Genomic DNA, 24287 nt, shown 5'->3' with positions numbered 1-24287 from the left:
TCGATCAGAACCTTTTCCTGATACACAACCTTGTCGCTGTAACCCCCAATGCCAGATTATCGTGTTAAATTCGAGACCGTCACCGTTGCCGGTTTCGATTATGTCATTCGCTCGTTAGCCGATTTGCAGCAATATGCCGATCCGCTCGGCGAGGCCGAATCGGTCGGGATTTCGTCCGCCAGTTGGTCGCTGTTCGGGAAGGTATGGCCGTCAGCGCGCGTGCTGGCCTTGGCCATGCATAGTTTCGATTTGGTGGGGAAGCGCATCCTGGAAATTGGTGCCGGCTTGGGCTTGGCCAGTCTGGTGATTCATCGTCGGGCCGGCAATATTACCGTTAGCGATTGGCATCCTTTGAGCGAGACATTTCTTAACGAAAATCTGCTGCTAAATAAGCTGGGGCCGTTGCAATATAAAACCGGCAATTGGGCCACCGGCAATCCCGGATTGGGCCGCTTCGATCTGATTATAGGCAGTGATGTGCTATACGAACGTCAACAGCCTGCGCAGCTGGCGCACTTTATTGATCGGCATGCCGCCCGGAACGCGCAAATCATTATTGTCGATCCTGATCGCGGCAATCGGGTAGGATTTTGCCGGGAAATGACCGGTTTGGGCTATGGCTGTACCAGCCGGATTGCCGAACGTCTGACTGAAAACGGCGAGCGTTACAAAGGTCGGTTTCTGACCTTCAGTCAAGCTCTAGTTGGGGAAGCGGCATGACCGGGCGCGACAATACCTTGTGGTTGCAGTTTTGGCGCGACCGGCGTACCGATTTTCACCAGATTGCCGTTAATAGTTTGCTGGCGCAATTCTGGCCTAGCCTGAACGCGGCCCCAGGCAGCCGGGTCTTCGTGCCGCTGTGCGGCAAGAGTCTGGATATGCTTTGGCTGGCTGGGCAAGGACATCAGGTCATCGGTGTCGAATTAAGCGAAGTAGCGGTAAAAGCCTTTTTTAAAGAAAACCGCCTGCGGCCGGTGCGGCGGCGAGTCGGTAAATTTACGCTGTGGCGTAGCGGCAGATTAAGTATTTTGTGCGGCGATTATTTTGCGCTGACTGCCGCCGAATTAGGGCAAATTAATACCGTTTACGACCGCGCGGCCTTAACCGCATTGCCCGAGGACATTCGCGGGCACTATGTGTCGCAGTTACGGCGCATCGTGCCGGAAACGGCGACCATCTTGCTGTTGACCGCGGAGGATCTTGAACTGGAACCGCTTAGCAATGAGACTGACGATGTGTCCGACGAAATCATCGCGTTATACGGTAAGGATTTTGTGATTGAGCTGAGTCATGTGCAACGCATAGACGAGGTGGATTCGCAAGCGTTTGCTGCGGGCGAGGCCGGGCTGTACAAGGTGTATCACCTGTCCTGTAAAACGCCAAGCCAGGCCTGATTTTGCTAAATTGTCTATGGCGCGATTGCTCATAAAATAGGGGACAGCGCTGTCAGGTCTGGATACACTATTCCGGCTGCTTCGTTAACGTGCGTCTATAGCGTGACGAAATTCATAACCATAGCTTTCTTTTAAACAATAATTGCGAGCGCCTTGCTATCTTTGAGCAGACCTTTGCCGTGCGGACGGCAGGCATACAAATCGATTGAGCGGGCATCATTCAAACCAAATAAATCTCTTGAAAACAAAACCAGCTTTTTTAATTCTTTCCCTATTCGTGGCCTTGGAGTCCGGCGTGAGTGCACAAGAAACAAACGACAATGTTGAAGCGCAGGTTCAGGCCTTGCTGGCGCAAATGAGCCTGGAAGAAAAAGTCGGGCAGATGACCCAGATCGATTTCAGCGTGGTTTCGGTGGTGAACGGCGAAGTGGCCGATAATCCGATTGATCAGGCCAAACTGGAAGATGCCATATTGAATCGGCATATCGGCTCGATACTGAACACGCCCACCACACCGAATAATCAAACCCAGCCCATCGAAAAATGGCGGCGGATGACCCAGGCGATACGTGAAGTGGCCGCGAAAAGCCGGCTGAAAATTCCAGTGCTCTACGGTATCGATGCGATTCATGGCGCCACCTATACCGAAAACGCGGTACTGTTTCCGCAAGCTATCAGTATGGCGGCAACGTTTAATCCGGATCTGGCTTTCAAGGAAGGCGCAGTGACCGCTAGGGAAGTGAAGGCCTCGGGATTGGACTGGAATTTTATGCCGGTGATGGACATCGGCCGGCAACCGCTGTGGCCGCGCTTGTGGGAAACATATGGTGAGGACGTGCATCTGGCGGTGACGATGGGTAGTGCCTATATCCATGGTCATCAGGGCGAGGACTTTGCGGACGCCGACAAAGCGCCGACCTGCTTGAAACATTATGTTGGCTATAGCTATCCGTTAAACGGCAAGGACCGAACCCCGGCTTGGATAGGCGAGCGGGCTTTACGCGAATATTTTCTGCCGGGTTTCGAGGCCGGCGTGAAAGCCGGGTCGCCGACGGTGATGATCAATTCCGCCGAGGTGGACGGTATTCCCGGGCACGTCAATCATCATTACCTGAACACCATTTTGCGCGACGAGATGGGCTTTAAAGGCTCTACCGTGTCCGATTGGGCGGACATATCCCGTTTATACACCCGCGACAAACTGGCGGCCTCGCCGCGCGAAGCAGTGAAGATGGCGGTGATGGCCGGCGTGGATATGAGCATGGTGCCTTTCGATTACTCGTTTTACGACTTGCTGCTGGATCTAGCTAAAACCGGCGAAGTGCCGATGACTCGCATCGACGAAGCGGTGACGCGCATTTTGCGGGTGAAGTATCAAAGCGGGTTGTTTGATAGACGCGAGCCGGATTTAGCGGTAGCAGGTAATTTTGTAACTGAGGAGGCTGTGGCCGCTAACCGGCAAGCGGCGCGGGAAGCGATCATTCTGGCGAAAAACGATCAACATATTTTGCCCTTGAAAAAGCAGGCCAGCATTCTGGTCACCGGGCCGACCGCGAATTTGTTGAGCGTGATGAATGGCGGCTGGACCATCACCTGGCAGGGTGCCGCAGAGCATTTGTACCCTAAAGACAAGCCAACTTTGTTACAAGCCCTGCAGCAAAAAACCAGCGGTAAAGTAACCTATGTGGGCGGGAAAAACTTCAGCGACGAAATCAATATCGAGCAGGCTGTAACCCAGGCGCGGCAGCACGATGTGGTGATTTTGGCGTTGGGCGAAAAAACCTATACCGAAACCGAAGGCAATCTTGAATCCCTGCACCTGGACCCGGTGCAGTTGCAATTGGCTAGAGCGATATTCGAAATCGGCAAGCCGGTGATTTTAGTCACGTTCGGCGGTAGGCCGCGTATCATCACCGAAATAGCTAACAAGGCTCAGGCCGTGGTGTTGGGCTTTTTGCCGGGTATGGAAGGCGGGGCCGCGCTAGCCGATATTTTGTTCGGCGATACCAATCCCAGCGGTAAATTGCCGATTTCCTATCCGCGCGATACCAACGATATCGTGATGTACGATCACAAGCCGATAGAGGCTTTCGAGAGCAATCAGTATCGGCCGCTGTATCCGTTCGGCCACGGATTGAGTTACACCACGTTCCAGACCAGCGATCTGCGCTTGAATAAAGACAGCATTGCCATGGGTGAGAATATCGATGTGACGGTTAAAGTGAAAAATACCGGCGCTCTTACCGGTAAGGAAACCGTGATGGTGTATCTGCACGATGTCGCTGCGTCGGTTTCGCGGCCGGTGAAACAGTTAAAGGCGTTTAAAAAAGTCGAGTTAAAACCCGGCGCGGAGCAGACCTTGCAATTTAGCTTAACGCCGCAGGATATGTCCTTTATCGGCGTGGATATGAAACGCATCGTCGAGCCGGGTGAATTTGAGGTGATGGTCGGTAGTGAAACCGCTCGTTTCCAGGTCGCGAAACCTTAACTCAATTTGTGGGATTAACTCATGCCGGATCAACAAAACCAGGGTAAACCATCGTATGCGGGCTCGTTAAGCATTCTGACCTCGCTGTTTTTCATTTGGGGCTTTATCACGTGTCTTAACGACATTCTGATTCCGCACTTGAAGGCGGTGTTTACGTTGAGCTACACCCAGGCGATGTTGATCCAGTTTTGTTTCTTCACGGCCTATTTTTTGATGTCGGTGCCTAGCGGTTATCTGGTGGAAAAAATCGATTACAAGGGCGGCATCATCGTTGGCTTGGCGATTGCCGGTTGCGGTTGTTTACTGTTTTATCCGGCTGCGGGTCTACATTCCTATCCTTTGTTTTTGGGCGCGTTTTTTGTGTTGGCGTCTGGGATTACCTTGTTGCAGGTGTCCGCCAATCCTTATGTGACGGTATTAGGCGATCCGCACACCGCATCCAGCCGCTTGACTTTGACTCAGGCCTTCAATTCCTTGGGAACCACGCTGGCGCCGTATTTTGGCGCGTTGTTTATTTTGTCGAATGCGGTAAAAAGCGCCGAGGAGATAAAACTGCTGGACGCTGAGCAATTGTCGGCTTATCAAACGGCGGAAGCGGCGGCGGTGCAAAATCCGTATTTAGGTCTCGCGGCGGTATTGTTTTTCATGGCCGCAGTCTTTGCAATGCTTAAGTTGCCGAAGATTAACCAGCAAGCCGAGGCTGGTGATGCGCACGAAGAGGGCGGCAGTGCCTGGCAATATTCGCATCTGGTGTTAGGCGCGGTGGCAATTTTTGTCTACGTCGGCGGCGAAGTGTCGATTGGCAGCTTTCTGGTTAACTTTCTAGGTGAGCCGGATATCGCCGGTTTGGCTGAGCAAGATGCCGGCAAATACGTTTCGTTTTATTGGGGCGGGGCCATGGTCGGCCGGTTTATCGGGTCGGCGGTGATGCAGAAAATCCATCCCGGCAAGGTGCTGGCGTTCAATGCCTTGGCGGCGGCGGGTTTGGTGTTGGCGACGATGTTGGGCAGCGGTACGCTGGCTATGCTTACCATCCTGGCGGTGGGCTTGTGCAACTCCATCATGTTTCCCACCATCTTTTCACTGGCCTTGACTGGCTTGGGCAGCCATACCGGTCAAGGCTCCGGCATTCTCTGCGCCGCTATCGTCGGCGGGGCTGTTTTACCGCTGTTGCAAGGCGCGTTTGCCGATCACATCGGCATTCAGCACGCATTTTTTATCCCATTTCTTTGCTACTTGTATATCGCTTATTACGGCTATCGCTGCCGCCAACTGTAGATAAAATCGGCCATTTAACCTTTCAAGAATTTTGCCCGGTTGGGCGATTGAATGATCAAATTCGGGATGGCCGATAAAGGCAGTTCGCCGTCGGTGCCACCTAGCTTCACCGCTTCCTTGGGCATGCCGTAGACCACGCAACTGGCCTCGTCTTGGGCGACACAGAGCGCGCCGGTATCGTGCAATTCCTTCATGCCGTGCGCGCCGTCGTCGCCCATGCCGGTCATAATTACGCCTAGCACGTTTTTGCCGGCGGCTTGCGCTGCGGATCGGAACAGCACGTCTACCGAGGGACGATGGCGGCTGACCAACGGACCATCCTTGATTTCCACCCGATATTGCGCGCCGCTACGCCGCAACAGCATGTGTTTGCCGCCGGGCGCGATCAAGGCCAAGCCGGGAATAACCCGGTCGTTTTGTTCGGCTTCCTTGACGGTGATCTGGCACAGGCTGTCCAGCCGTTTGGCGAATGCGGCGGTAAACGCCTCCGGCATGTGCTGGACGATGACGATACCGGGTGTGGTGCGCGGCAGTCGCGTTAATACGTATTCCAAGGCCTGGGTGCCGCCGGTTGACGTGCCAATGGCGACGACGCGGTCGGTGGTTTCCGTCATCGAGATCAGGCTGGTAGGGGAAAGTACCGCGTCGGCGGTTAATTTCGGGCTGCCATCCACGGGTTTGCTCGATGGGCCCGCTGATTTTTTCAGTCTGGCATGCGCCGCACCTTTGATGGCATCGGCCAGCAGCGTTTTTGAGTCTTGCAGAAAGCCCTTCAGGTTAACGGTGGGTTTGGTGATGATGTCGACAGCACCGGCGCTCATGGCCTGCATCGTGACTTCCGCGCCTTTGGCAGTCAGCGTCGAGCAGATTACTACCGGAGTGGGATGTTCGTGCATCAGCTTTTTCAAGAACGTGATGCCGTCCATTCGGGGCATTTCGATGTCCAGGATAATGACATCCGGCCAGTCTTTTTCCATGCGAGTCAAGGCAAAGATCGGATCCGGCGCGGCACCGATAACTTTTACGCCAGGCAGGCTATCGAGCAATCCGGTTAATACCTGCCGGACCACTGCGGAGTCGTCGACTATAAATACTTTTGTGTCTGTCATAGTGTCTTTGGGGTTGCCTGTTAATTGTCTTGGATTGTCTACCAGAATTCGGCACTGCTTCTGGATTTTTCATGTTCGTCGATATTTTTCTTCCAGTAGCGACGTTCTTCTTGTTCCAGTAACACTTCTTGGTTGTGGTCGATTTTTTTGATAAACACCGAATAGTCGCTACCGACGAAATGCACGTTTCTGCCAATGTTGCCGCCAAGACAGGCACTAAGCATAGGAATGTTTTCTTTTTTTAAAAACTCTTTTATGAATAAAACATTCACATCGCCCACGGTTTGCTTTCGGTTTTTGTCTTCCCGCAGCTTTAAAACATTGCCGCCGCCAAAACATTTGGCTTGTAGATTCAGCCGGTTGGCGCCGAGTTTCATCATTTCGTTGATCAGCAACTCCATCGCGTAAATACCGTAGCGGCCTTCGTCGGATTCGATGATAGGCATGTTGTTGGAGTGGGAGCGATAAGCCAGCAAAAAATGATTCATACCGAATACCCGGTTGATTGGATCGTATAGGCAGGCTGCCACGCAAGAGCCCAACAGCGTCGAAATGACTTCCGGTTTGCGGGAGGCATAGAATTCCCCCGGGTCGATCACGATACGTTGGGTATCTCGGAAGGGCAGGCTTTTCATGGTTTGCGATAAATTGACGGTTTGATCATTTGTAACTGTTCCGTGACCCGATGCAGGCTTTCCGAATGGCTAATAATGAAATGTCCGCCAGGCTTCAGAGCGGTGGTCAATCGTTCTACCACCTGTTTTTTGGTGTCTTGATCGAAATATATTAGAACGTTACGCAGAAAAATCACTTCGAACTTACCCAATGCAGGCGGCAGTACGTTCATCAGATTGACCTGATCGAACTTGACTCGACTGCGCAGCTTGCTATCCACGCGAAAAAAACCTTCCTGGCTGCGCACGCCCTTCAGACAATATTTTTCTAGCAGCCGTTTATCCATATGATCCAGTCTGTCCAGCGGATATACGCCTTGCCGGGCAATGTCCAATACTCGGGTACTCAGGTCGGAACCGAAAATCTCCCAATTGCGCATGCCTAGGTTCTCCGCCAATACCATCGCTAAAGTATAGGCTTCTTCTCCTGTCGAACTGGCCGCACTCCAAACCCGAAATTGTTCGCCGCGCCAAGGTTTAAGAATCTGCTGCTGGAAGAATTCGAAATGTTTGGGTTCCCGAAAAAAATAGGTTTCATTGGTGGTCAGAATGTTGACTAGTGTTTGAAATTCATGTGGGTAGTCGGGGCTGATAGCCAGCTGATAGTATTCGCCGTAACTATGCAGTTGGTAATAGTCGAGCCTCTTGGCTAGCCGGCTGGCTACCATGACTTTCTTTTCCGGTGTCAGAGCGATGCCGGCATGGTCGTAAATCAGACATCTGAAGCGTTCGAATTCTTCGGTCGTGATAGGGGCGATGCTAATAAAGATTTCTCCGTTAGTAAGGATTTGTGAATCAATTATGTCAGTAATTAATTACATGAATTGCTGAGAACTTAACAATAACTAAAAACCTAAGATGGTACTGGGTTGAATGCAAGTCTAAAACTCTCTACTATCCTTTACATACTCAAAACCCAAACGGAATTACCATGCTTCGAAAACCTTATCCCATAGCCAAAAGCCCCGGTCCACTTGGTTTTTATCTGTTGACGGTCGGGCTGGGAGTGATAGGTGGACTGTTGGCTTGCGTGCAAACCGGTTTCAGTTTGATCAGCATGGGAGCTACCGTTGCGCTTGGCTTTGCCGGCGTTCTGGTGGGGTCTACTTTGTATAACAAACAGCAAGCCGTATTAAACGAAGTCAATAAGGCTTGGCGTGGCGACGAAGATTTAAAACTGCAAGATCTTGAAGCTTATGCCATCGAGCTGGAGCGTTTGTTTCTGCAAGTAGTGCCGATTCTGCTCAGACAAGTACAGACCTCCAGAACACATACCGAACAAGAAATCACCGTGTTGACCAGCCGTTTCGCAGCTATGGTCAATCAATTGGAGCGGCTAATATCCGGTGGCGCGCAGAGCCGTCAAGGCCGGAGCGTTGACGTGTTATTCAGCGAAACCCGGGATGCCTTGACTGCGGTTTTAAAAGTTTTAAGTCAAATTCAAGACGTTGAGCACGCGGTGGTCGACGAGGTTCGTAAGCTGTCCGCGCATACCGGGCAGCTGGACACCATGGCGCAGGAAGTGCGCAAGGTTGCCGAACAAATCAATTTATTGGCGCTTAATGCCGCCATCGAGGCTGCCCGGGCAGGCGAAAATGGCCGGGGGTTTGCGGTTGTGGCCGACGAAGTCCGTAAACTGGCCGGTTTTTCGTCGTCTACCGGGGAAAAGATCAGCCACGCTATCGCCGATATTAACAAAGCCATGGCCTCCACCTTGAAAATGTCAGAAGCATCCGGCTCTTCCGACGACAAAGCGATACGCGATGCCGAACACGCCATCCGCACCGCACTCGACGATTTGCGGGTAGCTTTGGATATGTTCAGAAACGATGCAGACCAACTGCGCGGCAACAGCGCGCAAATTCGCGATGAAATTTTCTCGGTGTTGACAGCCTTCCAGTTTCAGGATCGGGTCAGCCAAATGCTGTCGCATGTCGAACACAATCTAAACAGCCTGCAAAGTGCGGTAGACGCCACGCGTAATAGCGGCGAGCGCCAGGCGAATAGTCTCGATGTCGGGGCAACTTTAGCCCAAATGGAGCTCAGCTACACCATGCCTGAAGAATTATTGAATCACTCTTCCGGAACGGCAGTGAGTCACCAAAGTACTTCCGCCAACGACGAGATTACCTTTTTCTAAATTTAATGAAGGATTGAGTAATGGCTAAAACCATCATGATTGTTGACGACTCGGCATCCATCCGGCAGGTGGTCGGTATTGCCCTTAAGGGCGCCGGCTACGATGTGATCGAAGCCTGCGACGGCAGGGATGCACTGAATAAATTAACCGGACAAAAAATCAATCTGATCATCACCGATGTGAATATGCCGAATATGGACGGCATAACCTTTGTTACGGAAGCCAAAAAATTACCGGCTTACAAATTCACTCCGATGATGATGCTGACTACCGAAGCCGCCGACGATAAAAAGCAGGCTGGCAAGGCGGCGGGCGCGAAAGCCTGGCTGACCAAACCGTTTCAGGCCCCCACTTTACTCGACGCGGTGTCTAAATTGGTGTTGCCTTAAAAACAACTCCGCCGCACAAGGGGAGAAAACCTTGGCTATCCAACTAAAACAACAAAAAAAGGGCGTCACCCAGCTAGCTATACAGGGTGAATTAACCATTTATTCGGTGCTGGAACACAAACAAGCACTATCCCAGTATCTAAGCTCGGCTAAGGACATCCAAATCGATCTTGCCGATGTCACTGAAATAGATAGTGCCGGTTTGCAATTACTGATGTTTCTGAAGCAGGAAGCCCTTAGCCGCGATATCAGCTTTAGCCTTAGTCAACATAGCGAGGCGGTCGTTGAAGTGCTGGAACTGCTTAACCTTAGTAAGCATTTCGGTGACCCTATCGTTATCTCTGCAGACTGGAAATCATCATGAGCGAATTAGATGCTGCCTTAACGGTTTTCGCCCAAGAGGCCGAAGAGTTGTTAACGGATATGGAAGACGCTTTGCTGTCCCTGGAGACCAAACCGGACGATAGCGAAACCATCAATAGTTTATTCAGGGCCATGCACACCATCAAAGGCTCTTCCGGATTGTTCGGCTTCAACGCCATTGTCGGCTTTACCCACGAAGCGGAGTCGGTTCTGGATAAGGTGCGTAACGGCGAACGCGGTATCGACGCGGAATTGATTTCTGTCTTGTTGGACAGTAAGGATCACACGGCTAAATTGATCGAACATTGTTTGACGCAGAAAGAAGCGGCATTACCGGCAAGTTTGGCGGCGGACGGAGAACGTTTGATTCGGCAGTTGACCGGACGGCAAACTACCGACATGCAGCAGAGCGACGATAGCGTCCAGCTGGAAATCGAAGGTGGCGGCGAAATATCGGTGGACGATAACTGGCTTATTTCTTTGGAGTTTCAGAAAGATGCCTTCAGAAATGGCATGGACCCCTTGTCGTTTATTCGCTATCTGCGAACCTTAGGCGAGATTAAACAAATTCTTACCGTAGCCCCGGAAATGCCGGTCGGTGACGACATGGATCCGGAAAGCTGCTATTTGCATTTCAAAATTGCTTTTCAGAGCGATGCGAACAAACAGACGATAGAAGCGGTGTTTGATTTTGCCTCTGACGATTGCGATATCAAAATTTTACCGCCCAATTCCAAGCTGGAGGAATATTTAAATCTGTTGAACGCTCAGGATGACAATCATGTTAAGCGTTTGGGCGACATGTTGGTGCAGGTTGGCGCGTTAACTCAGAACGATGTCAATCATGCCTTGCAAAGTCAGCAGGCCAACGTTGATGCGGAACAGGAAGCCCCCGGCAAACCACTGGGTGAGATCCTGGTCGAGCAACATGTGGTACAGCAGCCATTAGTCGATCAAGCGCTTAAAAAACAGGAGCAGACCAAACAAAAGCTGGCAAGCGAAGCCAATTACATTCGGGTCGATGCCACCAAACTAGGCCATCTGATCAATTTGGTCGGCGAACTGGTGATTTCCAGTGCGGCGATGAATTTAATCGTTGAGCGGCACGGCCTCAGCGATGCCGGCGATGTGGCCGCCAGCATGAATGCCTTGGTCAGCAGTATCCGCGACACCGCATTGGAATTGCGCATGGTGCAAATCGGCGAAACCTTTTCCCGGTTTAAGCGCGTCGTTCGCGATGTTAGTAAGGAGTTGAATAAAGACATCGAACTTTATATCAGCGGCGGTGAAACCGAGTTGGATAAAACGGTGGTCGAAAAAATCAACGACCCGTTAACCCACTTGATTCGCAATGCTCTGGATCACGGCATTGAAAGCCCCGCGCAGCGCGTCGCCGCCGGTAAGCCGGCGCAAGGTACCGTGCAACTCAACGCCTATCATGAATCCGGGCATATAGTGATTCAAATTGCCGATGATGGCTCAGGATTGAACAGCGAAAAAATTCTCGACAAGGCATTAGCCAACGGCTTGATTAAACCCGATCACGATTTGTCCCAACAAGAAATTCATAATCTGATATTTGCCGCCGGACTTAGCACCAAGGATAAAGCCACCAATTTATCGGGGCGCGGTGTCGGGATGGATGTGGTGAAAAAAAATATCGAAGCCTTACGCGGCTCAGTCGAGATAGACAGTATAGAAGGCGAGGGCACCACGATTTCCATACGCTTGCCGCTGACCTTGGCGATTATCGACGGTTTCATGGTCGGTACCGGTCAGGACCGCTACATCATCCCGCTGAGCATGGTGGACGAATGCATCGAGATGAACGCTAACGAATGCGAGATCGATGAAATACAGCATTACATCAATTTGCGCGGTCAGGTTTTGCCATATTTGCGCTTGGGCGACTATTTCCATAACCAAATCGCCGACATTAATAGAAAGCGCGAAAGCGTGGTGGTGGTCAAATTCGGGCAAACCAAGGCCGGGTTTGTTGTCGATGAATTGCACGGCGAGCACCAAACCGTGATCAAGCCGCTTGGCAAAGTGTTCGAAAGATTAAACGGCATCACCGGCGCAACCGTGCTGGGCGATGGCAATGTCGCGCTGATTTTGGACGTGCAGGGTCTTATCGACTCAGCAATCAGCTCTAAACACCGAAAAATACCTGCCTACAAACCATGAAACGCCAGTGTGCTCGCTGGCATTCGATTTTGCCAATTCTAAGGTGGCGTTTTCGCAGCGCACGATAAACCCTTGAGCAAAGAGCTCCATTTCCTAGGTTTAATTTACAAGGGATAAGAAAATGAAAATGACCGTAGTAAGAAAAATGATTTTATTGGTTCTGGTAGCCATTATCGGTTTGGCGGCTGTCGCCTGGATAGGCCAACGCAGCATGGCGAGTGTCTATGAAAAGACAAATTTCGCCAATCTGAACACGGTGCCGGCCCTAGCTGCCTTGGGTGATGCGGGCCAACGGCTCGGACGTTTGCGGGTTAGGGTCTATCGCCTGGTGTTGACAGAGGATTTGTCCGAAAAATCCACGGTTGAAACGTCCATCAAAGATGCACAAGATGGTATCGAAAAGGCGTTTGTACTGGTGGAAAAGACAGTTGACGATGAAAAAGACCGTATGATGTTTGATGAGATGAAAAAATCGTATAAGGAATATGCGGTGTCCATTGAAAAGATCGTCCAAGTATCTAGAAAAAACAACGATGTTGAAAGTCGCGCAGCGTTAGCGGCTGGCGCGCCGATTGCCGAAGAATTTAACGGCACCATCGATAAATTTCAGGAATATGTCATTGAAATGGGCAAAAAATCAGCTGATGAGGCCGCGACAGAAAAGGAAAACGCAACTTTTATGGTGAACGTGATCAGTGCATCGATCTTGATATTTACCGGGATATTGGGCTGGGTGATTACCCGTGGCATTATTTTGCCGCTGAATGAACTCCAACGGGTGGTGGATGCACTGGCACAAGGTGAATTTAGTACCGCGATTAACATTAACCGGGAAGACGAAATCGGCGTGGTAGCCAATGCCTTGAAAGATATGCGCGGTCACCTAGTCAGAGTGGTACAGGAAGTACGTTCCAATTCTGAAGCCTTATTGAGCGCCTCGCAGCAAGTGAGCGCAACTGCGCAATCGATGAGCCAAATGGCCACCGAGCAGGCTGCCAGCGTCGAGGAAACGACTTCATCAATTGAGCAGCTTAACTCTTCGGTGCAGCAAAACACCGAAAACGCCCACGTTACCGAACAAATGGCCACCAAATCGGCTGGTGAAGCGCGGGACGGTGGTAATGCAGTTAACGAAACAGTGACGGCAATGAAGCACATAGCAAAAAAAATTGGTTTGATAGAGGATATTGCCTACAAAACTAATTTGCTGTCGTTAAACGCTGCGATTGAAGCGGCCTCGGCGGGCGAGCACGGCAAGGGCTTCGCGGTGGTGGCGGCAGAAGTGCGTAAGTTAGCGGAAAGTAGTCGGGTAACCGCCGAAGAAATCAACGAGTTGGCAACTAATAGTGTTGCGATAGCCGAGAAAGCAGGTGCCTTGATCAGTGCTGTGGTGCCCAACATCTCTAAAACAGCGGATTTGGTACAAGAAATCAATGCCGCGTCGATCGAACAATCCAGCGGTATTAATCAGATCAACGAAGCCATGCGCCAGTTGGATAAAGCTACTCAGCAAAACGCCGCCAGTTCAGAAGAGTTAGCTGCGACCTCCGAAGAATTGAACGGCCAAGCCACCCAACTGCAGCACGCAGTAGCTTTCTTTAAGCTTGAGGAGAATAAGAGAGCTCAGAACTCAAGATCGGCTCCACCGGCTCCGCGTCAAAATCGTGGTCCAATTAAGCCCAATTATGTTGCCAAACCCGTTCCTATGAGTGTAGGGGATGGTTCGTTAAATTTTAACGACCAAGATTTTGAGCGCTTTTAGTCTCTGGAGAGCAGACCATGAGTAATCTGATTCGGAGAGAAACCGGCCACGCAGTGGCGGTTCAGGAGCAGGTAGGGCAATACCTGACTTTTTTAGTGGGGACAGAAAGTTTTGCGGTCAGCATTCTGGATGTTAAGGAAATTATCGAGATTGCCAACGTGACGCGGGTGCCGTTGACACCGGACTATATTCACGGGGTGATCAATTTGCGCGGCAGTGTGGTGCCGGTTATAGATTTATCGGCGCGTTTAAGCCGGCATTGCTCGGAAGTCAGCAAACGCAGTTGTATCGTGTTGGTGGCGGTTGAAACCAGCGAGGGTTCGCAACTGATAGGGATGTTGGTGGACGAGGTCCGGGAAATTTTGGAAATTCCGCCCGCCAACATCCAGCCGGCGCCGGATTTCGGCACCGACATTCGTACCGATTTTATTCAAGCCATGGCGCGTGTCGACGACGTATTTATTATACTTTTGGCGATTAGCCGGGTGCTGTCGCTGGACGAATTATCGCTATTAAGCGATTTGGCGCAATCTCAAGAGCATCTGGTCGCCAATTCGGACTAGGTTTTGATCAAGGAGCTATGCTGGAAGATTTTTTAAGTATTCTCCCAGCAGCTTATCTTCTTCAAGGATATGTACCAACACCCATTGGCTGACAAATACTTTTATGTCGGCAGGCTGCCATTGCCTGTGGTAAATGGTTTGGGAAATGTCGTTCAACCTGTCCAGCATTTGGTTATGCGTTGCGACATGCTGGGCATATCCCGGATAGCGATGGTCTTTCATCAAATGTTCTTCGGCTTCGAAGTGCTCGCGAATGTGCTGATAAAACAGTGCAAACAAATGCGTTAACGTTTCGCTAGTGTCGGCTTCAACAATTCTATTCGCCAGATCGAACAATTGCCTGTGCTGCGCATCCACCGTTGCGTGACCTATTTTGTAGTCATCTTGCCAGATAAACTCGCTCATATTCAGGCCTCGTTGTTGTTAAATTAAACGGTTAGTAAATTGTTTGATTTCTGATCTTTGTGGATTTTGAAATAAGCATTAATCGCTGCATCTTCCTCCACTATATGGTTTATCCAGTCGCGCATGAAGCCAGACACGTCAAGTTCCTGTAGTTTTTGCTGACTGATTCCATGACTAAACTCGACCAGCTTCTCCAGCATCAGATTATGCGTTTGCACATGATGTTGATATTCCGGATAGCCGTGTTGTTTCATAAAGGCTTCTTCAGCGTGAAAATGTTCCCTGACATGTTGATAAAGCAACATGATGTTTTCGGCTAGCGCTTGAGTATCTCTCGAGGCTACCAGTTGGTTGGCTAGACGGAATAATTCTCTGTGCTGCTGGTCAACCGTTTCGTGTCCGAGCAGATATTGATTTTCCCAAACGAATTCGTTCATGTTATTCCCGTAATCTTTTTCTGTTACTGCATCTTAAAAAAGCCAACTTCCCGCATGAGCGTTTGGCTTTGATCGTTTAATTCTTCAGCAGTTGCGGCCAATTGCTCTGAAGCTGCCGCGTTATGCTGAATCGCCGTATCCAATTGTCCTACCGCTTGACTGATTTGGCGGACGCCGGCCGCCTGTTCGTCGGAGGCCGTGGCTATTTCCTGTACAAGCGTAGCGGTTTTTTGAATGCTGGGTAGCATTTGGCTAAAGATACGGCCGGCGTTTTGGGCGATGTCCAGGCCTGTATTGGCTAGTTCGCCGATTTCGTTGGCGGTATCCTGGCTGCGGGTTGCCAACTTCCGAACCTCCGTCGCCACCACCGAGAAGCCGGCGCCGTGTTCGCCCGCTTTGGCGGCGACAATCGAAGCGTTTAAGGACAGCAAATTGGTTTGGTAGGCAATGGCTTCGATTAAGCCGATTTTTTCGGCGATTTTGTTCATCGCCTCTACGGTGTCTCTGATTGCTTGTTCACCGCTCTGCGCCGATTCGGCTGCGGTAAGCGCTATTTTTTCCGTGGTTTGCGCATTCTCATGGTTGTGTTCCACCGACCCGGTCAATTGTTCCAGTGCTGCGCTGGTTTGTTCGATACTGGCTGCTTGTTCGCAGCTGCTTTGACTGAGTGTTTGCGCGGCATTATTGACTTCATTGGAGGCTTGAGCGATTTGCTCCGAACAACTGCCGATAGTGCCAATCACATCGGCCAGACGTTTTTGCATGGTCAGCATCGCGGCGAAAATACCGACATGTTGCTCCGCTTGCGGCATGCCGCGCCGTTCCAGTTTGCCGGCAGCGATATTGACCGCAAGATTATTTACCTGCAACGGTTCGCCGCCCAACTGATTGGCTATATCCTTGCGCAGTATCCAAAATAACGAAAAAGATAAACCCGCCACCACAAATATAAACACGCCGTTCAACAACAAGCGGCGACTAGCATTGCTTTCAATCGCCTTAGACGAGTCTATGGTGTCCTTGGCAATATAGTTTTCCACATCTTTCAATAGATTGATCTTGCCGGTTTGCATCGCAAACCAGTGGGCCGGGTCTACCCCAAAACCGCCCTTATCGGCATGACCAAGAGCCTTGCTGCGCATCGCCGCGGTTTCGTCAATGAATTGTCCGCGCAGGGTTTGTTGTAAAAAATCCAGGTACTGTTGGGGGGCGACCGAGGCAAAAATATCCAGATAAGTATTCTGAAAAGCGATCAAGGTCACCAGCTTTTCATACATGCCCAGCCCAAAAGCATCCTTGGCGAAGGTGTTGGCCAATACCGCCCGCTCCACGCCCGCTTGTTCCTTGCCCTTCAGGAAATTGGCGTAGGCATCCAGCTTATGATTGATTTGCACATTGGTGCTCAACTGCGGCAATTGGGCAATGATCGCCAGATAGGCTGCATTTAGATTGGAATAGTAATTGATGGTGGTTTCGCCGCTGGCGCGCAAGGCGGTGACTGACTGGCGAGTCTCGTCGAGTTTGTCGATTTGCCGGTCCACCGCCGCCAAACCGGCCGTCAGATTGGTTGCGGCGGCTTTGGTATCGAATGTTTTCAGAAAAGCATTCAGTTGTTTGAGTTTGCCGTCGGTGGCTAAGCGTTGTTGCTCCAGTTCTGCCTTGAACTTCTGGCCGCCGCTGCCCAGATGCCCGACCGACAACCCGCGTTCTTTTTGTAATTCATGTACCAGATCGCTGGCGTACACGGAAAAGTCGGCTAAAGAGATAATCTTTCTCGCTGACTGCATCTCCACTATATGAGTGTAAACCACGAAGGAGGCCATCAACAGTAAGCCCGCTAAGGGTATCAGCGATAGGGCTGCTATTTTGTGGCTGAATTTAACGGTATGTAGGTCGAGCATGTCCACTCCCGGCGACTATTTTCTTAATAAAGCATAGTCCAGGGTACCTATACCTGCCACGCAATCTATGCAAGCAAACGGGCCGATTGCGTTCGAAAAAACTCGCTGAATCGACCCCCGTTCGCCTTTCTATATTTGAGATTTAGAACAAACCGCTGATCACGCCGTCGTCGCTAATATCGATACGTTCCGCCGCCGGTACTTTGGGCAAACCCGGCATCGTCATCATGTCGCCGGCAATTGCCACAATGAAACCAGCGCCGTTCGCGAGTCGCACTTCGTTGATTTCCACAACATGGTCGGATGGTGCACCCTTGGCGTTGGGATTGGTAGAAAACGACATTTGGGTTTTGGCCATGCAGACCGGGAAATGACCGTAGTTGGCTTGCAGCGCCTTTAGCTCCGCAACGATTTTCGGGCTGGCGCTGATTTTTGCCGCACCGTATAACTTGGTGGCGATAGCTTCAATTTTATTCCACAGCGGCAGTTCGCTGTCGTAGACGTAGCTAAAGCCGGGTTCGCGGTTGTCGACGATGTGCAATATCTCCTGAGCCAGCTGTTCCGCACCGGCACCGCCGTGCGCCCAATGTTTGGCGACTACGCATTTCACGCCCAGCGCTTCGCATTTCTTCTGTAGCAGGGCGATTTCGGCGTCGGTGTCGAAAGTAAAGTGATTGATACTGACAACGCAGGGCAGGCCGTAATGCTGCGTGATGTTATGCAGATGGCGTTCCAGATTGGCAAAACCTGTTTCCAGTGCGGCCAGGTTTTCCTGGTTCAAGTCGTCTTTGGCTACGCCGCCGTGGAATTTCAATGCACGCACAGTGGCGACCAATACCACTGCCGAGGGCTTTAAACCGGACATGCGGCACTTGATGTCCAGAAACTTTTCCGCACCCAAGTCGGCACCAAAGCCGGCTTCGGTCACCGCATAATCGGCCAGTTTCAAGGCGGTTTTGGTGGCGGTGACGGTGTTGCAGCCGTGGGCGATATTCGCAAACGGGCCGCCATGGATAATCGCCAAATTATTTTCCAGGGTTTGCACTAAATTCGGTTTGATCGCGTCTTTTAAAATAGCGGCCATCGCGCCGTGGGCTTTCAGGTCGCTGGCATAAACCGGCGTGACTTTATCGGATTTGTAGCCGATGACGATGCGGCCCAAACGCTCCTTCAAGTCGGCGCGGCTGGTAGCCAGACACAGGATCGCCATCACTTCCGACGCCACCACGATGTCGAAGCCATCTTCGCGCAAATAGCCGTTGGCCGGCCCGCCTTGGCCGATGGTGATTTTACGCAGCGCCCGGTCGTTCATGTCGATCACGCGCTTCCATTGGATGCGACGCGGGTCTATGTCCAGTTTGTTGCCGTGATTGATGTGGTTGTCGATCAGTGCGGACAACAGGTTATGGGCTACGCCGATGGCGTGGAAATCCCCGGTAAAATGTAAATTGATGTCTTCCATTGGCACGACTTGCGCATAGCCACCGCCGGCCGCGCCGCCTTTTACACCGAAGCAGGGGCCAAGCGATGGCTCGCGCAGGCAGATAATGGTTTTCTTGCCCAAGCGGTTTAAGGCATCGCCCAAACCTACTGTGGTGGTGGTTTTACCTTCGCCCGCCGGGGTGGGGCTGATCGCGGTGACTAAAATCAGTTTGCCGTCGGTTTTGTCGGTCAGGCTGTTGACATATTCCAGGGAAATCTTGGCTTTGTAATGACCGTAAGGGTCCAGATGTTCGGCGGGAATGCCGAATTTTTCGCCGGCCAAATCAATAATCGGGCGCATGCTTGCCTGTTGGGCAATTTCAATGTCAGACATGGTAGTTCCTAAAATACTCTGAGAAGCGTTGCAGTTTTGCAGAGCAGCCGGCGGCTGCGATGGGCGGATATTGTAGAGTTCAACGGCTTGGGCAGCCAGAAATTTAATGGAGAAAAGCCGGAAGCGCCCAATGAATAAGTGCGCTTCCGGCGTTTCGGCGATTAAGGTCGTCGCAGCGGACAACCTGTCGTCATAACAGGTGCGGCGGTTTAGTAAGTGATCACTTCGCTGCCTTTGCCTACCAACACCACATCCGCGGCACGGATCGCAAACAGACCGTTGGTGATCACGCCAGGGATATTGTTAATGGTCTTTTCTAATTCGACTGGATCCAGAATGCTCAAATTATGCACATCCAGAATCTCGCAAGCGTTGTCGGTGATATAGCTCGCACCGGTGTCCTTGTTCATGCGCAATTCGGGTTGGCCGCCCAATTTAGCCAATTGGCGGGCCACGAAGCTGCGAGATAAGGGCAATACTTCAACGGGTAATGGAAACTTGCCCATCACGTCCACGCATTTGCTTTCGTCGACGATGCAGACAAATTTTTTGCTGGCGCCAGCGATGATTTTCTCGCGAGTCAACGCGCCACCGCCGCCTTTCAGCATTTTTTTATGTGGGGTAACTTCATCCGCGCCGTCCACATAAATATCCAGATCGCCGGATTGATTCAGGTCGATGACGCGAATGCCGATAGATTGTAAATGTTCGGTGGTTTTAGCCGAGCTGGATACCGCGCCTTCGATGTCTCGTTTGAAATCGCAGTCGCCCAGCAGATTAATCAAATGTGTAACCGTGGAGCCGGTACCCATGCCAATGATGGGTACGTTTTTTAAATATTGCAGGGCAGCCTGAGCGACTTGTTTTTTTAATTCGTCTTGAGTCATGGTGATGGTCCTGATGGATTGCTCTTATAAATCTGACACGGCGTTTAACCCGTCATTGTGTGGGATAATACCCGATTGACGCTGATCTCTCAGCAGTTTTTACGCCGACAAGGCTCCAGGCAGCTTCGCCTACACAGCCCCAGGACCAACGCATGGACGGCAATTGCGCCAGCAGTTGCCGAGGACAAGAATGCAAAAATACATAGAAAAGATATTGCGGGCAAAAGTCTACGACGTTGCCGAGGAAACCCCGCTGGATTTTGCCGCTACGCTGTCGGAGAAAATCAACAATAAGGTCTATCTAAAACGCGAAGATTTGCAGCCGGTGTTCTCTTTTAAGCTGCGCGGCGCCTACAACAAAATCGCCTCTCTGACACCCGGGCAAACCGCTCACGGCGTCATCGCCGCGTCGGCCGGCAATCACGCCCAAGGTGTGGCCTTGGCGGCCAAAAAATTGGGGATCAAAGCCCTGATCGTGATGCCGAAAACCACGCCGGAAATCAAGATCAAGTCGGTCAAGGCGCGCGGTGCGAAAATCGTGCTGCACGGCGATTCTTATGACGATGCTTACGCGCATGCCATGGAATTGGTCGCCGAGAAAGGCATGACCTTCATCCATCCTTACGACGACCCGGAAGTGATAGCCGGGCAGGGTACGGTGGGGATGGAAATCCTGCGGCAGCATAACGGCGATATCCAAGCGATATTCGTGCCGGTCGGTGGCGGTGGACTGGTGGCCGGCATCGCCGCCTATGTCAAATTCGTGCGCCCGGATGTCAAGGTAATCGCAGTAGAACCGGATGACGCCGACTGTTTGAATCAAGCCCTAATAGCTGGCCAGCGCGTGATATTGGAACAAGTGGGATTGTTCGCCGACGGCGTGGCGGTGAAACAAATCGGCGAGGAACCGTTTCGCATCGCCCGGCAGTATGTCGATCAGGTGATTACCGTTAGCACCGACGAAATTTGCGCGGCGATCAAAGACATCTTCGACGATACCCGCTCGGTCGCCGAGCCGGCCGGCGCGTTGGCGGTGGCGGGATTGAAAAAGTACGCGGAACAGCAACACCTGCAACAACACACGCTGATAGCCATCGACAGCGGCGCCAATATCAATTTCGACCGCTTGCGCTACGTTGCCGAGCGCACGCTGGTCGGCGAACATCGGGAAATTCTATTGGCCGTAGAAATACCGGAGGTGCCGGGCAGCTTCTTGAGATTTTGTAAAATGATAGGCAAGCGCAGCATCACCGAGTTCAATTACCGCTATTTCGATGCGCGCATGGCGCAGGTGTTTGTCGGTATCAGCAGCAGCGGCGCGGAAAACGACCGGCAGCATCTGATCGAGCAGCTGGCCGAAGACGGTTTTCCAGTGACCGATATGACCGGCAACGAACTGGCCAAGGACCATATCCGTTACATGGTCGGCGGTCATGCGCCATTCGAGTTGAAGGAAAGCGTCTACAGCATCCAATTTCCCGAGCGCCCCGGCGCACTACTAAAATTTCTGCTGTCGCTGGGCAGTCAATGGAATATCAGCCTGTTCCATTACCGCAATCACGGCGCAGCCTTCGGCAAGGTGTTGATTGGCCTGCAGATCGACGGCGAGCAGCGCCGACGCTTTGAGCAATGCTTGTCGGTTTTGGGCCTGGCGTATCGGGATGAAACTGCAAACCCCGCCTACCGCCTGTTCGTTGGCGGTAGCGAATCTGCCGACATCGGCGGCTAACGTTCTCCGCTCCCGTTTAGCGTCCCAATCTTAGGGTCTATTTAAAAAATCTCCCCCAGCCCCTCTTTTTCAAAGAGGGGAGCATAACTCTGCATTTCCGAGCGATCAGAATTGCCGGAGGTTATTTCCCTCTAAATCCTTAAACCAACAAACCAAATGCTTAATGTCCTTAAGCGCTTCGGCAAATTATGGCGCCAAAATCCTTAACGCCCGGAATTATTGGCAAACAATTCGGGATTTACTCCTAACGACAACTGGGAATTAGCCAACATACAATGCGCGCCATTTTGTGCTACGGCGATTTGAATATAAAGATGCTTCTGTCAGACCCAATCAACCGTGGTTCCCGCCTGAATGCGGGTGTCCAAGGCCATGGAAAGCGTGCTTCGACTTATCCATGCGGTTTGGACGCGGCCAGGGACAGCTTGATCAACGGTTTATACAACGTGGCGGAAGCATCTTTATATTCAAGTTCTAAACAGCCTACTAATACGAAAACGGCAATCGTCTTGGGACTTAAGCGTCCGCGCGCGCCGAGATTTTCGATAAGTGCAAAACATGAATTATCAAGTTACTGAGGCTGTAATTGAAAATCGTCAAACCACTGCACATCAAGGTGTTATGCATGCTCATGCTGCTGTCGGCAGGCTTTAGCGTGCTTGCTGCCGCTAAGTCTTTCGAAATTCAGGAACTGGAGTTCAAAAACTCCCAGGTCTCGGACATCATCCGGGTACTGTCCGAGGATGCTAACGTCAATATCGTCGCCACGCCGGACGCCGGCAAAAAGAACGTCACTATTTTTCTGAAAAAAGTCTCCCTGGAAGACGCGATCCGCACCATTTGCCGGATCAGCGATCTTTGGTATCGGCGTGATGACGGTGATAGCGGCACCTTCAGGCTGATGACCAAGGAAGAATACGGCAAAGACCTGGTGATGGGCCAAGACGACAATGTCCGGGTATTTCAGTTGCGCAATCCCAATGTCATAGCGGTAGCCATGGCTATCGAAAGTCTTTACGGCAACCGGGTGCGGGTATCCTACGGTAATGCCATGATGTTGAGTGGTATGGGCGGAATGAATGGACGGGGCGGCAACAACCGCGGCGGCGGTTTCGGCAATAACCGGGGCATGGGTAATACCGGCTTCGGTGGTGGTATGGGCGGTGGCTTCGGTGGCGGATATGGCGGCGGTTTCGGTGGTGGATTTCAAGGCGGTTTTGGCGGTGGCAGCGCCGGCAATATGTATGGCGGCCGTAACAACCGCTTTTCTGGCGGCATGGGAAATCAAGGTGCTGCCGGTGGCCGCTACGGTAATTTGCAGCAAGGTTTCCGCGAAGAAGTGCCCAAGGATTTAAGCGTCGAACAACTCGCCGAACTCGGTGCCGACGGCAAACGCGTCGATCCCGGCGAACTGTCCGAGGTGTCCGGCATCAACAAAGTAATATTCGTCACCATCAACGCCGAGCATAATCAGTTGATCGTCAAGACCAGCGACAATGCAATTCTTAAATCCATTTCCAGTCTGGTCGAACAGCTCGACAAGCCGCAGAACCAGGTGATGCTGGAAATGAAGATTATCGATGTCAAGGTTGGCGAAGACTTTAGCTCCCTGTTCAACTTCGAGATCAAAAATACCAAGATTCAAGGCGACAGCCTCAACCCCTTGATCATGGGCGGTGCCGCAGCCATGACCGGTGGCGGCAGCTTTGTATACGAATTTCTCAGCGACAAAATTAAGGCCAATATCGAATTTCTGGAAAAAAACAACCGTGTCAACGTGGTCTCCAACCCCATGCTGGTGGCCTCCAATCATCGCCCGGCCAACCTGTTTGTCGGCGAAGAGCGGATCATGGTACGTGGTTATTCCATCGACAATATCGATAACCTCAACACCACCCGCACCATTACCACCCCGGAAACCGAGCTGGAAGAAATCGGCACCACGTTGGAAGTCACCCCGCACATCAACGCCGACGGCACCATCCACATCCAGCTCAGACAGGAAAACTCCACCCTTAACGAAGGCGCGGCTTCCATTCCGGTGACCAATAACACCAGCGGCGAAGTCGTGGACTTGCCGGTGGACACCATCACCACCGCCCGCATGGAAGGCGAAATTTTCGCTAGACACGGCTACACCGTCGCGGTGGGTGGCTTGATTCGCGACAGCTTTTCCCGCAACCGACGCAAGGTACCCTACCTTGCCGACATCCCGGTGCTCGGCAACGTGTTTAGACAGACCGTCGATGCCGACAGCAAATCGGAAATGGTGCTGTTGATCACCCCCTACGTGCTGAACCAGGGCAACGATCACCACGAAGAATACGATCCCACCGACAAATACCACCGCTACGCGCCGGATACCGCCATGCAAGCCAAGCCGGTGCCCAAGCCGGAAAATCCCGACGAACCGGTGTGCGGCGAGTTTTGCGCGCCGCCGCGCCTAAGGGAGTCGGATCAATGAGCCGCAGATATGTCAGATGTGTTTTGGGCCTCTTCCTGTTGGCTTGCAACGCCTGCCAGCCCAACCACATGGGCCTGGATGCGCCAGCCGATATTGCTACCGAAAACTGCTATGCCTACCGTTACGGCGATAAGTTACGCAAGATCAATTTCGCTCAAGCCTTCGATTGGTGCCATCGCGCCGCCGACTCGGGCGACGCCAACAGCCAAGCCTTATTGGGCGAACTGTATTACCTGGGGCTGGGCGGCCCGCAAGACCTGACACTGGCGGCGCGCTGGTTCGAAGCCGCCGCCCGCCAAGG

At 51.9% G+C, this 24287-nt stretch carries 20 protein-coding genes and 1 pseudogene; 13 read left to right on the top strand and 8 right to left on the bottom strand.

The window, feature by feature from the left end:
• Positions 1-48: 48 nt before the first annotated feature.
• The 4 genes from NP589_RS12930 (at position 49) to fucP (ending at position 5160) form a co-directional block, all read left to right on the top strand.
• A complete protein-coding gene (locus NP589_RS12930; protein ID WP_256607365.1) occupies positions 49-720 on the top strand; it encodes a class I SAM-dependent methyltransferase in 672 nt (223 codons plus the stop codon).
• Positions 717-1394: a thiopurine S-methyltransferase gene (locus NP589_RS12925; RefSeq protein ID WP_256607364.1), complete on the top strand. Its 678-nt coding sequence runs from the start codon at positions 717-719 to the stop codon at positions 1392-1394. Before NP589_RS12930 ends, NP589_RS12925 begins: the two co-directional genes overlap by 4 nt.
• A gap of 295 nt (positions 1395-1689) precedes the next feature.
• On the top strand, positions 1690-3882 hold the full coding sequence (locus NP589_RS12920; protein WP_256607363.1) for a glycoside hydrolase family 3 N-terminal domain-containing protein: 2193 nt from the start codon (positions 1690-1692) through the stop codon (positions 3880-3882).
• A 21-nt stretch (positions 3883-3903) separates the two neighbouring features.
• A complete protein-coding gene (fucP, locus tag NP589_RS12915; RefSeq protein ID WP_256607362.1) occupies positions 3904-5160 on the top strand; it encodes an L-fucose:H+ symporter permease in 1257 nt (418 codons plus the stop codon).
• Between the two features lie 14 nt (positions 5161-5174).
• On the opposite strand, the gene NP589_RS12910 is transcribed toward fucP, so the two are convergent.
• From NP589_RS12910 to NP589_RS12900, 3 genes are read right to left on the bottom strand one after another with little or no spacing between them, the layout of a single operon-like run.
• On the bottom strand, positions 5175-6269 hold the full coding sequence (locus NP589_RS12910) for a protein-glutamate methylesterase/protein-glutamine glutaminase (RefSeq protein WP_064008392.1): 1095 nt from the start codon (positions 6267-6269) through the stop codon (positions 5175-5177).
• Between the two features lie 38 nt (positions 6270-6307).
• Positions 6308-6904, bottom strand: coding sequence for a chemotaxis protein CheD (locus NP589_RS12905; RefSeq protein WP_064008393.1), 597 nt, complete (start codon positions 6902-6904; stop codon positions 6308-6310).
• Complete coding sequence (locus NP589_RS12900) at positions 6901-7692, bottom strand: CheR family methyltransferase (protein WP_256607386.1); 792 nt, start codon at positions 7690-7692, stop codon at positions 6901-6903. The genes NP589_RS12905 and NP589_RS12900 overlap by 4 nt, the downstream gene beginning before the upstream one ends.
• Before the next feature lie 182 nt (positions 7693-7874).
• Between NP589_RS12900 and NP589_RS12895 the strand changes: the two genes are divergently transcribed.
• From NP589_RS12895 to NP589_RS12870, 6 genes are all read left to right on the top strand, one after another.
• Complete coding sequence (locus NP589_RS12895) at positions 7875-9083, top strand: methyl-accepting chemotaxis protein (RefSeq protein ID WP_305891003.1); 1209 nt, start codon at positions 7875-7877, stop codon at positions 9081-9083.
• A gap of 20 nt (positions 9084-9103) precedes the next feature.
• On the top strand, positions 9104-9472 hold the full coding sequence (locus tag NP589_RS12890) for a response regulator (RefSeq protein WP_020481515.1): 369 nt from the start codon (positions 9104-9106) through the stop codon (positions 9470-9472).
• A gap of 31 nt (positions 9473-9503) precedes the next feature.
• On the top strand, positions 9504-9836 hold the full coding sequence (locus NP589_RS12885) for an STAS domain-containing protein (protein ID WP_256607361.1): 333 nt from the start codon (positions 9504-9506) through the stop codon (positions 9834-9836).
• Positions 9833-12022 carry a chemotaxis protein CheA gene (locus tag NP589_RS12880; protein WP_256607360.1) on the top strand — a complete coding sequence of 730 codons (2190 nt, stop codon included), beginning with the start codon at positions 9833-9835 and terminating at the stop codon, positions 12020-12022. Before NP589_RS12885 ends, NP589_RS12880 begins: the two co-directional genes overlap by 4 nt.
• Positions 12023-12143: 121 nt before the next feature.
• A complete protein-coding gene (locus tag NP589_RS12875; protein ID WP_371929670.1) occupies positions 12144-13784 on the top strand; it encodes a methyl-accepting chemotaxis protein in 1641 nt (546 codons plus the stop codon).
• A 17-nt stretch (positions 13785-13801) separates the two neighbouring features.
• A complete protein-coding gene (locus NP589_RS12870; protein WP_064036905.1) occupies positions 13802-14347 on the top strand; it encodes a chemotaxis protein CheW in 546 nt (181 codons plus the stop codon).
• 15 nt (positions 14348-14362) lie between these two features.
• Here the strand turns inward: NP589_RS12870 and NP589_RS12865 are convergent, their stop codons facing one another.
• The 5 genes from NP589_RS12865 to rpiA form a co-directional block, all read right to left on the bottom strand.
• On the bottom strand, positions 14363-14752 hold the full coding sequence (locus NP589_RS12865) for a bacteriohemerythrin (protein WP_256607359.1): 390 nt from the start codon (positions 14750-14752) through the stop codon (positions 14363-14365).
• A gap of 23 nt (positions 14753-14775) precedes the next feature.
• Positions 14776-15189, bottom strand: coding sequence for a bacteriohemerythrin (locus NP589_RS12860; RefSeq protein ID WP_256607358.1), 414 nt, complete (start codon positions 15187-15189; stop codon positions 14776-14778).
• A gap of 23 nt (positions 15190-15212) precedes the next feature.
• Positions 15213-17090: a methyl-accepting chemotaxis protein gene (locus NP589_RS12855; RefSeq protein WP_256607357.1), complete on the bottom strand. Its 1878-nt coding sequence runs from the start codon at positions 17088-17090 to the stop codon at positions 15213-15215.
• A gap of 142 nt (positions 17091-17232) precedes the next feature.
• Positions 17233-18906: a formate--tetrahydrofolate ligase gene (locus tag NP589_RS12850; RefSeq protein ID WP_256607356.1), complete on the bottom strand. Its 1674-nt coding sequence runs from the start codon at positions 18904-18906 to the stop codon at positions 17233-17235.
• 209 nt (positions 18907-19115) lie between these two features.
• Positions 19116-19793: a ribose-5-phosphate isomerase RpiA gene (rpiA, locus tag NP589_RS12845; protein WP_256607355.1), complete on the bottom strand. Its 678-nt coding sequence runs from the start codon at positions 19791-19793 to the stop codon at positions 19116-19118.
• Positions 19794-19983: 190 nt separating this feature from the next.
• Here rpiA and ilvA point away from each other — a divergent pair, with 190 nt between their 5' ends.
• The 3 genes and pseudogenes from ilvA to NP589_RS12830 form a co-directional block, all read left to right on the top strand.
• The gene (ilvA, locus tag NP589_RS12840) at positions 19984-21522 is read left to right on the top strand and encodes a threonine ammonia-lyase, biosynthetic (RefSeq protein WP_256607354.1); all 1539 of its coding nucleotides are present in this window, start codon (positions 19984-19986) and stop codon (positions 21520-21522) included.
• Between the two features lie 586 nt (positions 21523-22108).
• Positions 22109-23986, top strand: coding sequence for a type II secretion system protein GspD (locus tag NP589_RS12835; RefSeq protein WP_256607353.1), 1878 nt, complete (start codon positions 22109-22111; stop codon positions 23984-23986).
• A pseudogene (locus tag NP589_RS12830) lies at positions 23983-24287 on the top strand (hypothetical protein); the annotation flags it as partial. The gene NP589_RS12835 and the pseudogene NP589_RS12830, both read left to right, overlap by 4 nt.

It is taken from the genome of Methylomonas rosea, from assembly GCF_024505055.1.
Lineage (GTDB): Bacteria > Pseudomonadota > Gammaproteobacteria > Methylococcales > Methylomonadaceae > Methylomonas > Methylomonas rosea.
The sequence above is the reverse complement of the archived record's forward strand: the minus strand, read 5'-3'. Positions and strand labels throughout refer to the sequence as shown.